Raw genomic sequence first — 14,441 nt, 5'->3', positions numbered from 1 at the left:
TCTCTCCTCTTTTGTTGTACTTAAGGCAAGGTGGCCAAAGGGTGCTGCTCTGCCGGCCACGGTGCCACAAAGTGGCTGTCCACCCACTCCTGCGGGATGTCGGCCAGCTGGCGGTAGTGCCATTGCGGTTGCCTGTCCTTGTCCACCAGCAGCGCACGCACACCTTCGCGGAAGTCCGGTTTGTGGCAGAAGTTGAGCGACAGGATCAGCTCCATGCGCAGCGCTTCGGCCAGCGACAGGTGGCGGGCGCGCTGGAAGATTTCCCAGGTCACGGCGGCGGACACCGGGCAGCCGTGGCGGAAGTTTTTGGCGGCACTGGCCAGCCAGTCGTCGTCGAACTGCCAGCTGCCCAGGGCATCGGCCACGCTGGCGAGGTCGCCCATGCTCATCAGCTGATGAATGGTCAGCAGATTGGGGGCGACATTGGACGCTGGCAGGCTGCTGCGCGCGGCGTGTTCCAGCTGGCTGAGCAGGGCGGAAACCTGGGCGCTGCGGGTGGCGCTGTCGGCATCCCAGTATTGCTGTTGCAGCTGCTCCAGCAACTGCGGCCAGGCATCGCTGGCCAGCACGTGGTCGGCCAGATTGCAGATCAGCGCATCATGCGCATTCAGTGGCGCGCCGGTCAGGCCGAGGAACAGGCCGACGCGGGCTGGCATGCGTTGCAGAAACCAGCTGCCGGCTACGTCCGGATACAGGCCGATGGTGATTTCCGGCATGGCAATGCGGGTGGCGCTGGTGGCCACGCGGTGGCTGGCCCCGGCCATCAGGCCCAGTCCGCCACCCATCACGATGCCATGCCCCCACACGATGAGCGGCTTGGCATAGCAGTGGATGTGGTAGTCCAGCGCGTATTCTTCGCGGAAGAAGGCCAGCGCCTGCGGCTGCGGGTGGCTGTCGTCGCTCAGCAGCGCTTCGCGCAGGGCGCGCACATCGCCACCGGCGCAGAAGGCCTTTTCGCCAGTACCGCGCAGCAGCACGGCGGCGATGCCGGAGTCAGCTTCCCAGGCGGCAAGCTTGGCTTGCAGCAGGCGGATCATCTCCAGCGTCAGCGCATTGAGCGATTTTTCGCTGTTGAGGGTGGCAATGCCGATGCGTTTGCCATCGGCACAGCGGCGTTCTTCAAACAAGACAACATCGGGCATGACGGCTCCTGTCAGCGGTTGTGCCATTGCGGGCTGCGCTTGGCCAGAAAGGCCTGCACGCCTTCTTGCTGGTCGGCAGTATCGAACAGCTTGATGAACTGCTCGCGTTCGTGAATCAGGTTATAGCCGGGCGGCTCGATGCGCGCGCGCTGTACCAGCTGCTTGCACACCTTGACCGAGGAGGGGGACTGGCGCGCCACTTTTTCCGCTAGCTTGAGCGCGGCTTCCAGCGCCTGGCCCTGACCGACCACTTCTTCCACCAGGCCGATGCGTTCGGCGGTGTCGGCATCCACCCGCTCGCCACACAGAATCATGCGCTTGGCCCAGCCTTCGCCCACCAGCCATGGCAATTGCTGGGTGCCGCCAGCGCAGGGCAGCAGGCCGACTGCGGCTTCCGGCAGCGCCATTTGTGCCTGGACTTCGGCAATGCGGATGTCGCAGGCCAGCGCGCATTCCAGCCCGCCGCCCATGGCATAGCCGTTGATGGCGGCAATGCTGACACCACGGAAGGCGGCCAGCGCCTCGAAGGCCTCGCCGAACAGCATGGTCATTTCGGTGGCCACGAGCTTGTTGCCGTCGGCAAACAGGTTCAGGTCGGCTCCGGCGGAGAAGAACTTGCTGCCGCTTCCGGTAATCACCAGTGCGTAGATGTTGTCGTCCGCGTTCAGGTCTGCCACCAGTTGCTTGAGCGCGTTCAGGCTGGCGCGGTTCCAGGTGTTGGCTGGCGGGTTGTCGATGGTGACCTGGGCGGTGTGGCCGCGTTTTTCCACTTGCAGATGAGCGTAATGTGTCATGGCGTTCCCGATCATTGGTAAGTAGTACCTACAGTCTGTATACGATCTTTGCTGTCCTGAATCCGCTGCGCGGATGCCGGTTTGGTTTGCCTGGCCTGCGGCTGCCCGCTGGATCCTGTCAGTCCCGAGGCGCGGCTGAACTCGCCCTGTGCTAGCGTCGCAGGGCTCAAACATGCAGCCGCTTCGACCCGCTAACAAAATCCCCGCTCCAGCGTTGCGCCGCCTTGCCGTACGCCATGTACTGTCTGCGGCGGCGCGCCTTGGCCCGGGTTCTCTACGATGTTTTGTTAGCAGCTCTTAATACCTCGGGCCTGCCATCCGGCGGCAGGCTTGATGGGGCCGTGGCTGCGTCGTCAACATCAATCCTGTATTGCAACATGCACCACACAAACAGGGTGCATGGAGGTTCTCAACGGAGGTTCTCCAGCGCGCCGTCCTTCAGCAACTGCCGGGCGACGATCATGCGCATCACTTCGTTGGTGCCTTCCAGAATCTGATGCACGCGGGCATCGCGTACATGGCGCTCCAGCGGGAAGTCCTTCAGGTAGCCATAGCCGCCAAACAGCTGCAAGGCATTATTGGCGACATTGAATGACAGATCGGTGGCAAAGCGCTTGGCCATGGCACAGTAGGCACTGGCGTCGGTGCTGCCGCTGTCAAGCTTGAATGCCGCCAGACGTACCATCTGGCGCGCGGCCACCAGCTCGGTCAGCATGTCGGCCAGGCGGAATTGCACGGTCTGGAAGTCGGCCAGCGGCTGGCCGAACTGCTGCCGCTCCTGCACATAGCGCTGGGCGGCATTCAGCGCGGCCTGGGCGGTGCCGACGGCGCAGGTGGCGATATTGATGCGGCCACCATCCAGCCCCTTCATGGCATAGGCAAAGCCCATGCCTTCCTCGCCCAGCAGGTTGCCTGCCGGAATTTCCACATTGTCGAAGGTGATGGCGCGGGTGGGCTGGCTGTTCCAGCCCATTTTCTTTTCCTTCTTGCCATACTGCACGCCGGGTGCGTTGGCGGGCACCACAAAGGCCGACACGCCTTTGGGGCCGGGGCCGCCGGTACGGGCCATCACTACCAGCACATCGGTGCTGCCTGCGCCGGAGATGAACATCTTGCTGCCGTTCAGCACATAGACTTCGCCCTTTTTCTCGGCGCGGGTCTTGAGCGAGGCGGCATCGGAGCCGGCACCCGGCTCGGTCAGACAGTAGCTGCCCAGCACTTCGCCGCTCACCATGCGTGGCACCCATTCTCCGGCCAGCGTGGCGCTGCCGAAGCTGGCAATCATCCAGCTCACCATATTGTGGATGGTGAGATAGGCGGCGGTGGAAGTGCAGCCGGCGGCCAGTTCTTCAAACACGATGGCCGAATCCAGCCGCGACAGGCCCAGCCCGCCGTGGCTTTCCGGGGTGTACAGGCCGAGAAAGCCCATGTCACCGGCTTCGCGGATGGTGGCAAGCGGGAAGGTTTCTTCCAGGTCCCATTCGGCGGCAAACGGGGCCAGGCGGCTGCTGGCAAAGTCGCGCGCGCTGTCCTGGAAGGCCAGTTGCTGTTCGTTGAGTGCAAAGTCCATGTCGGTTTCTCCTCTTGCAGCAGCCGGGCCGGTGGGGGATGGCGGCCTGCTGCTGTCTTGTTTTATCTGACGTGAATCGGTCTGCCTTGATCAGTGCAACTCAGCGCAGCGAAATGGTGGTGTGCACCTTGCCGCTGCTGGCCTCGTCGTCGAACCAGCGGCTGGTGACGGTTTTGGTCTGGGTGTAGAACAGGATCACCTGCTTGCCATATGGGCCGAGGTCGCCCAGTTTGGAGCCGCGCGAGCCGGTAAAGCTGAACAGTGGCACCGGCACCGGAATCGGCACATTGATGCCGACCTGACCGACGTCGATGTCCTCCTGGAAGCGCCGTGCGGCAGCACCGCTCTGGGTGAAGATGGCGGTGCCGTTGCCATTGGGGTTGGCATTGATGATGGCAATGGCCTCATCCAGCGTGTCCACGCCCAGCAGGCACAGCACCGGGCCGAAGATTTCCTGCCGGTAAATGGCCATGTCTGTGGTGACGCCAGAGAAAATGGTGGGGCCGACAAAGTTGCCCTCCGGGTAGCCATCCACTTGTACTTCCCGGCCATCCAGCTCCAGCACCGCGCCTTCGGCCACGCCTTGCTTGATCAGGCCAGTTACCGTTCGCGGGCAGCGCAGGAAATCAGCGGGCCCAGGTCCGGGTTGTCCTTGCCTGCGCCCACGCGCAGGGACTTGGCCTTGGCCACCAGATCGGGAATCCAGCTGCGCGCTTCACCCACCAGCACCGCCACGCTCAAGGCCATGCAGCGCTGGCCGGCCGCGCCGAATGCCGCGCCGGTGAGCTGGTTCAGCGCCTGTTCCTTGTTGGCGTCCGGCAGCACGATGGCGTGGTTCTTGGCGCCCATCATGCATTGCACCCGTTTGCCGGCCAGGCTGGCGCGGTTGTAAACGTGGGTGCCGACGCGGCTGGAGCCGACAAAGGAGATGGCCTTGATGTCCGGGTGGTCGCAAATGGCATTCACCACCGCTTCGCCGCCATGCACCACATTCAGCACGCCCGCCGGGATGCCAGCCTGCAAGGCCAGTTCCACCAGCTGCATGGTCACCATCGGGTCCTGTTCGGACGGTTTCAGCACAAAGGTATTGCCGGTGGCGATGGCCATCGGGAACATCCACAGCGGAATCATCGCCGGGAAGTTGAAAGGGGTGATGCCGGCACATACGCCCAGTGGCTGTTGCACGGTGTAGGTATCCACGCCTCCGGCCACGTTTTCGGCGTATTCACCCAGTTGCAGATTGCCAATGCTGGCGGCGTGTTCCACCACTTCCAGACCGCGGAAGATATCGCCCTCGGCATCGGCCAGGGTTTTGCCCTGTTCTGCCGTCAGTAGCGCGGCCAGTTCCTTCATGTGCTCGCGGATCAACTGCTGGTACTTGAGGAAAATCCGTGCGCGGGTGCCGATGGGGGTTTTCTTCCAGCTGGCAAAGGCCGTTTTGGCGCTGGCGACCGCGGCCTCGACTTCCCCGGCAGTGGCCATGGGGACCCGTGCCAGTACTTCTTGCGTGGCCGGGTTGATGATGTCGCGCCACTCTTGGCTCTGCGATTCGACGAATTCACCGTTGATCAGCAGCTTGACGCTGGGAACAGCCTGTTTCATCTGCAACTCTCCTGTGCTTGGCGGCTTGTGTGCCGTCTTGGTATGTCAGTCGTAGTGATAAAAACCCTTGCCACTCTTGCGACCCAGATGCCCGGCCGCCACCAGCTGTGCCAGCAGCGGGCAGGCGCGGTATTTGCTGTCACGGAATTCGGTATAAAGGATGTCCATGATGGACAGGCAGGTATCCAGGCCAATCAGGTCGGCCAGTGCCAGCGGGCCGATAGGGTGGTTCATGCCCAGCTTCATCACGGTGTCGATGTCTTCCGCCGTGGCCAGGTTTTCGAACAGGGCAAAGGCCGCTTCGTTGATCATCGGCATCAGGATGCGGTTGGAGACAAAGCCCGGCCCGTCCTTCACCGTCACCGGGGTCTTGCCCAGCGCCACCGCCAGTTCGAATACCTTCTGGTAAGTGTGGTCGGCGGTCTGGATGGCGCGGATGATTTCCACCAGCTGCATCAAAGGCACCGGGTTCATGAAGTGCATGCCCACCACGCGTTCTGGCTGTGGCACCCAGGCGGCAATGCGGGTGAGCGAAATGGACGAGGTGTTGGATGCCAGAATGGCGTCTGCCCGCACCACGCTGCCCAGTTCGCGGAAGATGGACTCCTTGATGGCCGGGTTTTCGGTAGCGGCTTCGACGACCAGATCACGGTCGGCCAGCTCGGCCAGCCGGGTGGTGGGGTGGATGCGCGCCAGAATGCCGGCGATGTCGGCTTCGGCAATGCTGCCTTTCTTGGCCATGCGCGCCAGGCTGTTGCCAATGGCGGCCAGCCCCTTGTGCAGGGCTGCCTCGCTGACATCGGCCAGCCGCACTGCAAAGCCATGCATGGCAAACACCTGGGCAATGCCGTTGCCCATGGTGCCTGCTCCAACCACGCCGATTTTTTGTGTTGTCATGTGCTGTTCTCCTGCGTTGTTTTTATCACAATAACTTGACGTTTACGTCAACGTCAATCAACAATCTGGCATCGGGGATCAAAACACGGCTGTCTGCTGCCAGCAGGCAAAGGGCAGGGCCAAAACAACAACAGGGGAACAGGCATGCAAGGCGTGACCTACAGTATCAGCCAGCTGGCACAGGAATTTGACGTCACCACGCGCACCATCCGCTTTTACGAAGACCAGGGGCTGCTGGAGCCGCAGCGCGATGGCCAGCGCCGCATCTATACCCGGCGCGACCGGGTGCGGCTGATGCTGATTCTGCGTGGCAAGCGCATCGGCCTGTCCTTGCTGGAAATCCGCGAGCTGTTCGATTTGTACGATGCCGCCAGCAACGACGAACCGCAGCTGCGCGAATTCATCCGCATCCTCAGCCGCAAGGAACAGCAATTGCAGGAACAACTGGACGATATCCGCGTGGTGATGGGGGAAATCAGCCAGATCCGCAGCCAGTGCGAAAAGGCACTGGGCAAACAGGCAGCATCAACACCGTAGCCGGGCAAGCAAGCCATTCAGGAAGGAACAGACAGATGCAACAGCAAGAATCGATTGTGATTGTGGGCATGGCCCGTACCGCCATGGGCGGCTTTCAGGGCATGTTTGCCAGCCAGACGGCCAGCCAGCTGGGTGCAGCTGCCATTCGCGCCGCCGTAGAGCGGGCTGGTGTGGCTGCCGAGGATGTCGACGAGGTGATCATGGGCTGTGTGCTGCCCGCCGGTCAGGGCCAGGCCCCGGCCCGCCAGGCTGCGCTGGGAGCCGGACTGCCGCTGGCGGCCGGTTGCACCACCATCAACAAGATGTGTGGCTCCGGCATGAAAGCCGCCATGCTGGCGCACGACCTGCTATTGGCGGGCTCGGCCAGCGTGATGGTGGCCGGTGGCATGGAGAGCATGAGCAATTCGCCCTATCTGATTCCCAAGGCGCGTGGTGGCCTGCGGCTGGGGCATGGTGAAATCAAGGACCACATGTTCCTCGACGGGCTGGAAGATGCCTATGACAAGGGCAAGCTGATGGGCGTGTTTGCCGAAAACTGTGCCGGTGATTACGGCTTCAGCCGCGAAGCACAGGACGCCTTTGCCATCGCCTCGCTCACCCGCGCCCAGCAAGCCATTGCCGAGGGCCGCTTCCGCGAGGAAATCACCCCGGTGCTGGTGGAGGGCAAGACAGCTACGCAAGCCATGGAAATTGACGAGCAGCCGCTCAAGGCCCGGCTCGACAAGATTGCCAGCCTGAAACCGGCTTTTCGCAAGGACGGCACGGTGACGGCGGCCAATTCCAGCTCCATTTCCGATGGTGCCGCCGCGCTGGTGTTGATGACGGCGAGCGAAGCCGCCCGTCGCGGTCTCAAGCCGCTGGCCCGCTTGGTAGCGCATGCCACCCACGCGCAGGAGCCTGGCCTGTTCACTACCGCGCCGGTGGGGGCCATGCGCAAGCTGTTGGCCAGGACCGGCTGGACGGTGGGCGATGTCGACCTGTTTGAAATCAACGAAGCCTTTGCCGTGGTGACCATGGCGGCCATGCAGGAGCTGGGCTTGCCGCATGACAAGGTAAATGTGCATGGCGGGGCCTGTGCACTGGGCCACCCGATTGGCGCATCTGGCGCGCGGGTGATGGTGACCCTGCTGTCCGCCCTGCGTCAGCATGGCGGCAAACGCGGCGTGGCCAGCCTGTGCATTGGTGGTGGCGAGGCCACGGCGGTGGCGCTGGAACTGTTGTAACTACAGCCCGTGCAACAAAAAAGCGCCCTGCAGGGCGCTTTTTTCATGGAAGCAAACCGCTAGCCAAGTTGGCTTAGCGACGCTCTTCCTGTATATCACACGGCGGCTCGGACTCCTCGGTTTGCTCCGGGTAATCCTCCGGCCGCAGCCAGTGGCGGAACAGGGTAAAGCCCACGGCCAGCAGGGTAGGGCCGATGAACAGGCCCAGCAGGCCCCAGGCCAGCAGACCGCCAATCACCCCCATGAAAATGATGGACAAGGGCATTTGTGCGCCCTGGCTGATCAGCAGCGGCTTGAGCACGTTGTCGATGGTATTGACCAGCAAGAAGCCCCACGCCAGCAGGAAAATGCCCATGCCGGTCTCTCCCGAGTAAAACACCCAGCCGGCAGCGGGCAGCCAGATGATCAGCGTGGGCAGCTGCGCCACCGCCACGATGAAGCACAGAAAGCCCAGCACCAGTGCACCGGGCACCCCGGCAATCAACAGGCCGATCACGCACAGCACGGTTTGTGCCAGTGCCGTGCCCACCACCCCGGTGGTGACGCTGCGGATGGTACGCGCAATCACCTCGGGCAATTCGTCTGCCGTGGCGCCGCCCAGCTTGCTGATGGCCAGTTCTGCGGCGTCCCACAGCTTGTCACCATTGATCAGCAACAGGCCGGCAATCACGATGGCCAGCACGATTTCCAGCATGCTCAGGCTGGCCGCAGCCCCGCTTTCCAGTGCCCACAAGGCGGCCTTGTTGATGGCCGGGCGGATTTTGTCGATAAAGCCCGGCAGGTCCAGTTGCACGCTCATCCAGAACTTGTGCAGTGACTCGCCCACCAGCGGCAGGGTGTTGACCCAGGCCGGGGCATTGGGCAGGTGAATGCTGGTGAGGTCACGCGACATGGATGCCAGTTGCGGAATGGTATCGGCCAGCGTCAGCGCCATCAGGCCGATGGGAATGGCCAGCGTCAGCGACAGCGCACCCACAATGATGACTGCCGCCAGCTTGGCGCGGCCATTGAGCCGCAGGCGCAGCCGTGTAAACAGCGGCCAGGCGGAAATGGCAATGATGGCGGCCCAGGTCAGCGCACCCAGAAACGGTTGAATGACCTTGAGACAGGACAGGATGAGCAGGCCCATCACGGCGATGCGCAACACGGCCATCACACTGATGCTGGGAAAGGGTTTGGGCGGCATGAGGAAATCCGGAGTCTGAGTGAAAAAGGCAGGCACAAAGCCTGCCCGATGGTGTGACACGTTAATGGATCAACCCGCCAACTTCAAGCCAGCGCAACGCGGGAAACCCTGTTTCCCGGATTATCCGGCCCGTTTATCTCACCTTGACCATGATGCGCAGCACGCCCCACTGTCGGCCTTGTACCACGATGGGGGCCGAATAGTTTTTCATCAGGTCAAAGCGGCCACCACCCATATTGCGGCGGTAGGTCTGGACCAGAAAGGGCTTCTTGGTCTTCATCTGGTTGAGCGAGGTGCGGTCCAGCTGACGCGTTCTGGCGCGGGAGTTGGCTGCATTCCATATCGGGTCAGCAGTGGGCGGTTTGGCAAATTCCCGGTTGATGATCGGGTAGTAATTGTTCATGTCGCCCGGTGTGCAGGCGATGATGTCGGGCGAGGAGTCGACAATTTCATTGCACAGCGGCCCCAGATGGCGGGCGCAGAATTCGGTGTTGCGCGTCAGGTAGTGCGGTGGCGTGATATCCGGTACTTGCTGGTACTGGGTATCGAACAGGTCATTGATGGAAATTTCGCCGCGTTGCACCGCATCTTCAAACAGTGTGGACACCTGTTTGGCCGACGCCACGATTTTCTCGATAAACGGTGTGTCCACTGTCTTGATGCCGGCTTCGGAAGTCAGCGAAACCAGGTCCTCGCTCATGTTCAGCAGTGAGGCGGTATGGCCCTTGATGACTTCGATATCCTTCAGTGATTCCCGCGTGGTTTCCGCCACAACCCGGATTTCTTCTTCAATATGACGGCAGTGTTCGCGGTTACCCACCGCTTCTTCCACAATCCCGGCCACCGATTGCTTGACCTGGGCCAGGTCCTTGCTGATCTGGTCAATGCGGGTGACGGCCGAACCAATCTCGCCCGTGCCGGAACGCGCTGCCTGGGCAACCTGTGAGGCGGCGCGGCTGTTGGCGATCAGCGAATCCACCTGGCTGCTGAGCGCACTGAGCGTGGCCTGAATCATTTGCACCGCGCCCTCGGTCTGGGCTGACAGGTTCTTGACGTTATCTGCCACCACGGCAAAACCGCGGCCGGCCTCTCCGGCGCGGGCCGCCTCGATGGACGCATTCAGCGCCAGCAGATTGGTTTGCTTGGCGACATCGTTGACGGTTTTGGAAACCTGGGAGACATGTTCCAGCGAGGTGAGGATTTCCGGCAGCTTGGCTTCGATCTGGCCAACACCGTCCACCAGCTCAAGAATGGCATCCAGTGCCACTTTGACGGTGGCACGGGTTTCTTCCATGCAGGTGGCCGCCTCGGTGGCATTTTTGTGGGTGGATTCGGCGGCATCGCCGATACGGGTGTTGGCCCCGGACAGCGAATGTACCGCCTCGACCATCGATGCCATTTTCTCCGTGCGGCTGGTGGCGCGCGCATGCACCGTGTCCACCCTGCCGTCAATTTCCACCGATTCAATGCCCAGCCGGCCAACGCGCTCGGCCAGCGCGGTAACGGTGCGGCGCAAGGTATCTTCCGACACGGCATCTTGCGGCCCGGTCGCTGCGGGCCGATCACTCTTCACCCAAAACATGAGACCCATCATTCCCCCAACATTCATCTGCGGTTTGATTTGCGGCACGCAAGTTGCTGGCATGGCCTGTCAGTACGACCCAAAATTTTGCACTGCACAATGCTATCAGAATAGCACGCAAAACAGGATCAGTACGTACAGGAACTGAACCCTGCCCGTACTGATCCTCGATATTAGCGATAATGATGATGAATGTTAATGACATTTGAATTAAGGCAACATGTTTTGCAGTTGGCGGGCAAATTCGGCAGCCGGGGTAAAGCCGATCACCCGACCCTTTTCCTGAGCTGCCGGGTCAAACAGGATGATGCCCGGAGGGCCGAACAGACCAAAGCGCTTGAGCAGGGCCTGATGTTGCGGCAGGTTGGTCGTGACATCCGCCCGCAGCAATACGAAGCGCTGCATCAGCGGACTCACCGCAGCGTCGGGAAAGGTCTCGCTTTCCATCTCCTTGCACGACACACACCAGTCGGCATAGAAATCCAGCAGCAGCGGTTTGCCGCTGGCGCGGGCTTCGGCCAGTTTGCTGTCCAGCTCGGCCGTGCTGCTGACCGTGGCAAACACCGGCTGCTGGCTGATGCCGGCTTGTGCCTTGTTGCCCGCCAGCCATTTCAGCGGATAGCGTGGGTCGGTTTCCCCGGCCAGCGCCCCGGCCAGCTGCGCTGCCCCCACCAGGAACAGCAGCAGGCCCAGGCCCTTGCCCAGCTTGTGGCTGATGTGGGCATTGCCCGGCAGGGTTTCAAATGCCTTCAGGAACACGGCACAGCCCACGCACAGCACCGCCCACAGCAGCAGTACCAGCATGGCAGGCAGGAAGGGCGTGGCCATCCAGATGGCCAGCGCCAGCATCAGCACGCCAAAGGCAGATTTCACCGCCTTCATCCAGCCACCGGCGCGCGGCAGCACGTGGCCGCCAAACGTGCCGATCAGGATCAGCGGCAAACCCAGCCCCAGCGCCATTGCATACAGCGCCGCACCACCCAGCACGGCGTCGCCGGTGCTGCCGATATAGCCCAGCGCCAGCGCCAGCGGCGGGGCCACGCACGGGCCGATGATCAGCGCGGACAGCGCACCCATGGCAAACACCGTCGCCAGCTTACCGCCGGACAGGCGGTTGGAAGCATTGGCCAGCCGCGATTGCAGCGCCGAAGGCAGCTGGATGGTGTAGAGGTCGAACATGGACAGGGCAAACACCACCATCAGCACGCTGGCGCTGAGGATGACGGCAGGCTGTTGCAGCCAGACGGTGAGCAGCGAACCGGTGAGTCCGGCGATGATGCCGATCACCGTGTAGGTGAGCGCCAGTCCCTGCACATAAGTCAGTGACAGCCAGAAGCCGCGCTGGCGGGTGATGTGCTGGCCTTCCCCGGCAATCAGCGAGGACACGATGGGTAGCAGCGGATACATGCAGGCAGTGAAGGCCATGCCGATACCGGCCAAGAGGAAGCTGCCCAGTGTGGCCAGCCAGCCCTTGGCCGCCAGATTGCCGCCACTACCCGCCGGCTTTCCCGGCGTGGCATCTGCCAGCCAGCTGCTGCTGCCATTGCTGGCGCTGCCGTAGGCATTGATGTCCAGATGATGGGTGTAGGGCGGGTAGCACACGCCGGCGGTGGAGCAGCCTTGCAGTTTCACGTTCAGCTTGAAACTGGCCGGTGCGCCGGGATGCAGCGGCAGCTTGATCAGCTGCTGGCCATGGTAAATCACCTGCTGGCCAAAAAAGGCGTCCTGCTTGGTCTGGCCGGGCGGCAAGACCGGGCTGCCCAGCAAGCCAGCCGGTTCGGTGCTGAAACTCAGGCGGTCGCGGTACACGTAATAGTTGTCCGCCACCTTCAGTTGCAGCAGCAGGTGGTCCGGCTGGCGTTCCACGCTGACGGCAAAGGCTTTTTCCGGTGGCAGCAGGTCTGCCTGGTTCACCGCCAGTGCGGCAGTGTTCAGACCCAGCAGGCCAAGCAGCGCAAGCAGGCGCCACAAGGGGGACAACAGGCGTAACAGGGAGTGCGGCATGATGGTGCGTTATCTGGAAGATGCAAGGGTTGACCAGCAAGGTGACCGCCGGTTCCGTGCCGGCTGGTGGCCGCAAGCGGTTTGCCTGGTCACGGCGGCTGGCAAAGCGCCATTTTACGGTAGTATCGACGCATAACAAATCAAAATGGGCGCAACACCACATCATGCAGGACATCATTCATTTTGCCCACGCCAACAGCTTTCCCGCGCCGGTATACGGCAAGCTGCTGCGCGCACTGGGTCAGCACTACCAGCTGGGCTGGCTGGATTGCATCGGCCACGACCCGCAGTATCCGGTGACGGACTGCTGGCCGCATCTGGTGGACGAAACCATTGCCGTGCTCAGCCGCTATGGCCAGCCGGTGATTGGTGTCGGCCATTCACTGGGCGGCTATCTGCTGTTTTATGCCGCCATCCGTGCACCGGAACTGTTCAAGGCACTGGTGATTCTGGATTCACCCTTGATGGGGCCGCGCCGTGCGGCGCTGATCTGGCTGGCCAAGCAGCTGGGCCTGATCAACCGCATCACCCCCGGTGGCAATACCCTGGGGCGGCGCGACAGCTGGGCCAGCGTGGAAATGATGCACGACTACTTTGCCCGCAAACCGGCCTTTGCCCGTTTCGACCCGGACTGTCTGGCCGACTATGCCTTGCATGGCAGCGAGGACGACGGCCAGGGTGGGCGGCGCTTGCGCTTTCGTCCGCAGATTGAACACCGGATTTACTGCGGCCTGCCGCATGATTTCCCGCGGTATCGCGGTCAACTGACCGTGCCAACCGCCTTTGTCGCCGCCAGCCGCCATGATGTGGTGCAGCCATCCGACCTGCGCTACGCACAGCGCCACTTCGGCATGCAGCTGCATGAAGTGTCTGGCAGCCACCTGTTTCCGCTGGAAGCGCCACAGCAGACGGCGCAGACCATCCTGCAACTGCTGCCCGGCCTGCTGGGAGGAGGCTAGCTGCCTGCGGCGCAGGAATCATGCACTGCACAAGATCCAGTCGCGGCCGGCGCATGCTGTGTTACCCTAGGCGCAGTTTTTGCCATGCCGCCTAGACGGGGGTGTGGTGTCCGACTGCCTTTTCGTCCCCGCAGCTTCTTCTTGCCCGACTGCCTTTCTGAAGCGCCTGCCCGTTCGATCAGAACGTTTCCTCGCAGTGCAACCCCGCTTCAATCCCTGTAAAGGCGTCCCGGCATGCCCGGCTATCTGACCAAGCAACAAACGGTGTCCGTTGATGGAACCGATTATCTTGTCCGTTCCCTGCTGGATTCCCAGCAATATTCCGACCCGCTGGGCGAAGCCGAACAGCGTGGCATTTCACCGGCCAGCTGGCCCTTGTTCGGCTTGCTGTGGCCCTCTGCCCGCGTGCTGGCCTTGCTGATGAGCAGCGAACCGCTGCTGGGTTTGCGCGTGCTGGAAATCGGTGCCGGTCTGGCCTTGGCCAGCATGGTGGTACATCGCCGTCACGGGGATGTCACCGTCAGTGACTGGCACCGCGCAGCCCGGATTTCCTGCGGGAAAACCTGCTGCTCAACCACTTGTCACCACTGCAATATCACGCCGGTGACTGGGGTGGCAGCAATCCGGAACTGGGGCAGTTCGACCTGATCATCGGCAGTGACGTGCTGTACGAGCGGCAACAGCCCGGCCAACTGGCTCATTTTATCGATCGCCATGCCGCGCCCGGGGCCGAAGTCATCATCGTGGACCCGGACCGCGGCAACCGCGCCGGTTTCTGCCGGGAAATGGCGGCACTGGGCTATGGACATGACAGCCAGCGTGCACCGCAAAAGATGGAAAGCGGCGAGGCCTACAAGGGATGCATCGTACGCCTGTCGCGTCAGCGCCAGCGCGCATTGGCGCACTAGGTCCGCCAGCCGAGCACCAGCAGCCCGGCCAGCATGC

General features: G+C 62.3%; 12 protein-coding genes and 1 pseudogene. 5 read left to right on the top strand and 8 right to left on the bottom strand.

Features of this window, described 5'->3' with window-relative positions; translation table 11 throughout:
- Positions 1–20: 20 nt before the first annotated feature.
- The 5 genes and pseudogenes from AWT75_RS16125 to AWT75_RS16105 all read right to left on the bottom strand — a co-directional run bounded on the left by AWT75_RS16125 (position 21) and on the right by AWT75_RS16105 (position 6,005).
- The gene (locus AWT75_RS16125) at positions 21–1,142 is read right to left on the bottom strand and encodes an enoyl-CoA hydratase/isomerase family protein (RefSeq protein WP_062790495.1); all 1,122 of its coding nucleotides are present in this window, start codon (positions 1,140–1,142) and stop codon (positions 21–23) included.
- Positions 1,143–1,153: 11 nt separating this feature from the next.
- Positions 1,154–1,936 carry an enoyl-CoA hydratase gene (locus AWT75_RS16120; RefSeq protein ID WP_062790491.1) on the bottom strand — a complete coding sequence of 261 codons (783 nt, stop codon included), beginning with the start codon at positions 1,934–1,936 and terminating at the stop codon, positions 1,154–1,156.
- Between the two features lie 409 nt (positions 1,937–2,345).
- Complete coding sequence (locus tag AWT75_RS16115; RefSeq protein WP_045845285.1) at positions 2,346–3,506, bottom strand: acyl-CoA dehydrogenase family protein; 1,161 nt, start codon at positions 3,504–3,506, stop codon at positions 2,346–2,348.
- 100 nt (positions 3,507–3,606) lie between these two features.
- Positions 3,607–5,108, bottom strand: a pseudogene (locus AWT75_RS16110) (CoA-acylating methylmalonate-semialdehyde dehydrogenase).
- Between the two features lie 45 nt (positions 5,109–5,153).
- A complete protein-coding gene (locus AWT75_RS16105; RefSeq protein WP_062790464.1) occupies positions 5,154–6,005 on the bottom strand; it encodes a 3-hydroxybutyryl-CoA dehydrogenase in 852 nt (283 codons plus the stop codon).
- 144 nt (positions 6,006–6,149) lie between these two features.
- Between AWT75_RS16105 and AWT75_RS16100 the strand changes: the two genes are divergently transcribed.
- Both AWT75_RS16100 and AWT75_RS16095 read left to right on the top strand, forming a co-directional pair.
- Positions 6,150–6,542, top strand: a complete 393-nt coding sequence (locus AWT75_RS16100) for a MerR family transcriptional regulator (protein WP_045845282.1) — start codon at positions 6,150–6,152, stop codon at positions 6,540–6,542.
- A 35-nt stretch (positions 6,543–6,577) separates the two neighbouring features.
- Positions 6,578–7,765 (top strand): acetyl-CoA C-acyltransferase, encoded by a 1,188-nt coding sequence (locus AWT75_RS16095; protein ID WP_062790461.1) that lies wholly within the window; start codon positions 6,578–6,580, stop codon positions 7,763–7,765.
- 73 nt (positions 7,766–7,838) lie between these two features.
- Here the strand turns inward: AWT75_RS16095 and AWT75_RS16090 are convergent, their stop codons facing one another.
- The 3 genes from AWT75_RS16090 to dsbD all read right to left on the bottom strand — a co-directional run bounded on the left by AWT75_RS16090 (position 7,839) and on the right by dsbD (position 12,537).
- Positions 7,839–8,951, bottom strand: coding sequence for an AI-2E family transporter (locus tag AWT75_RS16090; protein WP_062790458.1), 1,113 nt, complete (start codon positions 8,949–8,951; stop codon positions 7,839–7,841).
- Between the two features lie 133 nt (positions 8,952–9,084).
- A complete protein-coding gene (locus AWT75_RS16085; protein ID WP_161937767.1) occupies positions 9,085–10,482 on the bottom strand; it encodes a methyl-accepting chemotaxis protein in 1,398 nt (465 codons plus the stop codon).
- Positions 10,483–10,743: 261 nt separating this feature from the next.
- The gene (gene dsbD / locus AWT75_RS16080; protein ID WP_062790452.1) at positions 10,744–12,537 is read right to left on the bottom strand and encodes a protein-disulfide reductase DsbD; all 1,794 of its coding nucleotides are present in this window, start codon (positions 12,535–12,537) and stop codon (positions 10,744–10,746) included.
- A 164-nt stretch (positions 12,538–12,701) separates the two neighbouring features.
- Here dsbD and AWT75_RS16075 point away from each other — a divergent pair, with 164 nt between their 5' ends.
- From AWT75_RS16075 to AWT75_RS22250, 3 genes are all read left to right on the top strand, one after another.
- A complete protein-coding gene (locus AWT75_RS16075) occupies positions 12,702–13,496 on the top strand; it encodes an alpha/beta fold hydrolase (protein ID WP_062790488.1) in 795 nt (264 codons plus the stop codon).
- Positions 13,497–13,730: 234 nt separating this feature from the next.
- Positions 13,731–14,144 carry a class I SAM-dependent methyltransferase gene (locus AWT75_RS22255; RefSeq protein WP_204377078.1) on the top strand — a complete coding sequence of 138 codons (414 nt, stop codon included), beginning with the start codon at positions 13,731–13,733 and terminating at the stop codon, positions 14,142–14,144.
- Entirely contained in the window at positions 14,075–14,404 is a 330-nt protein-coding gene (locus tag AWT75_RS22250; protein WP_204377077.1) for a class I SAM-dependent methyltransferase, read from the top strand. The genes AWT75_RS22255 and AWT75_RS22250 overlap by 70 nt, the downstream gene beginning before the upstream one ends.
- Positions 14,405–14,441: the final 37 nt, after the last annotated feature.

This window comes from Aquitalea pelogenes (assembly GCF_001515305.1).
Taxonomy (GTDB): Bacteria; Pseudomonadota; Gammaproteobacteria; order Burkholderiales; family Chromobacteriaceae; genus Aquitalea; species Aquitalea pelogenes.
The sequence above is the reverse complement of the archived record's forward strand: the minus strand, read 5'-3'. Positions and strand labels throughout refer to the sequence as shown.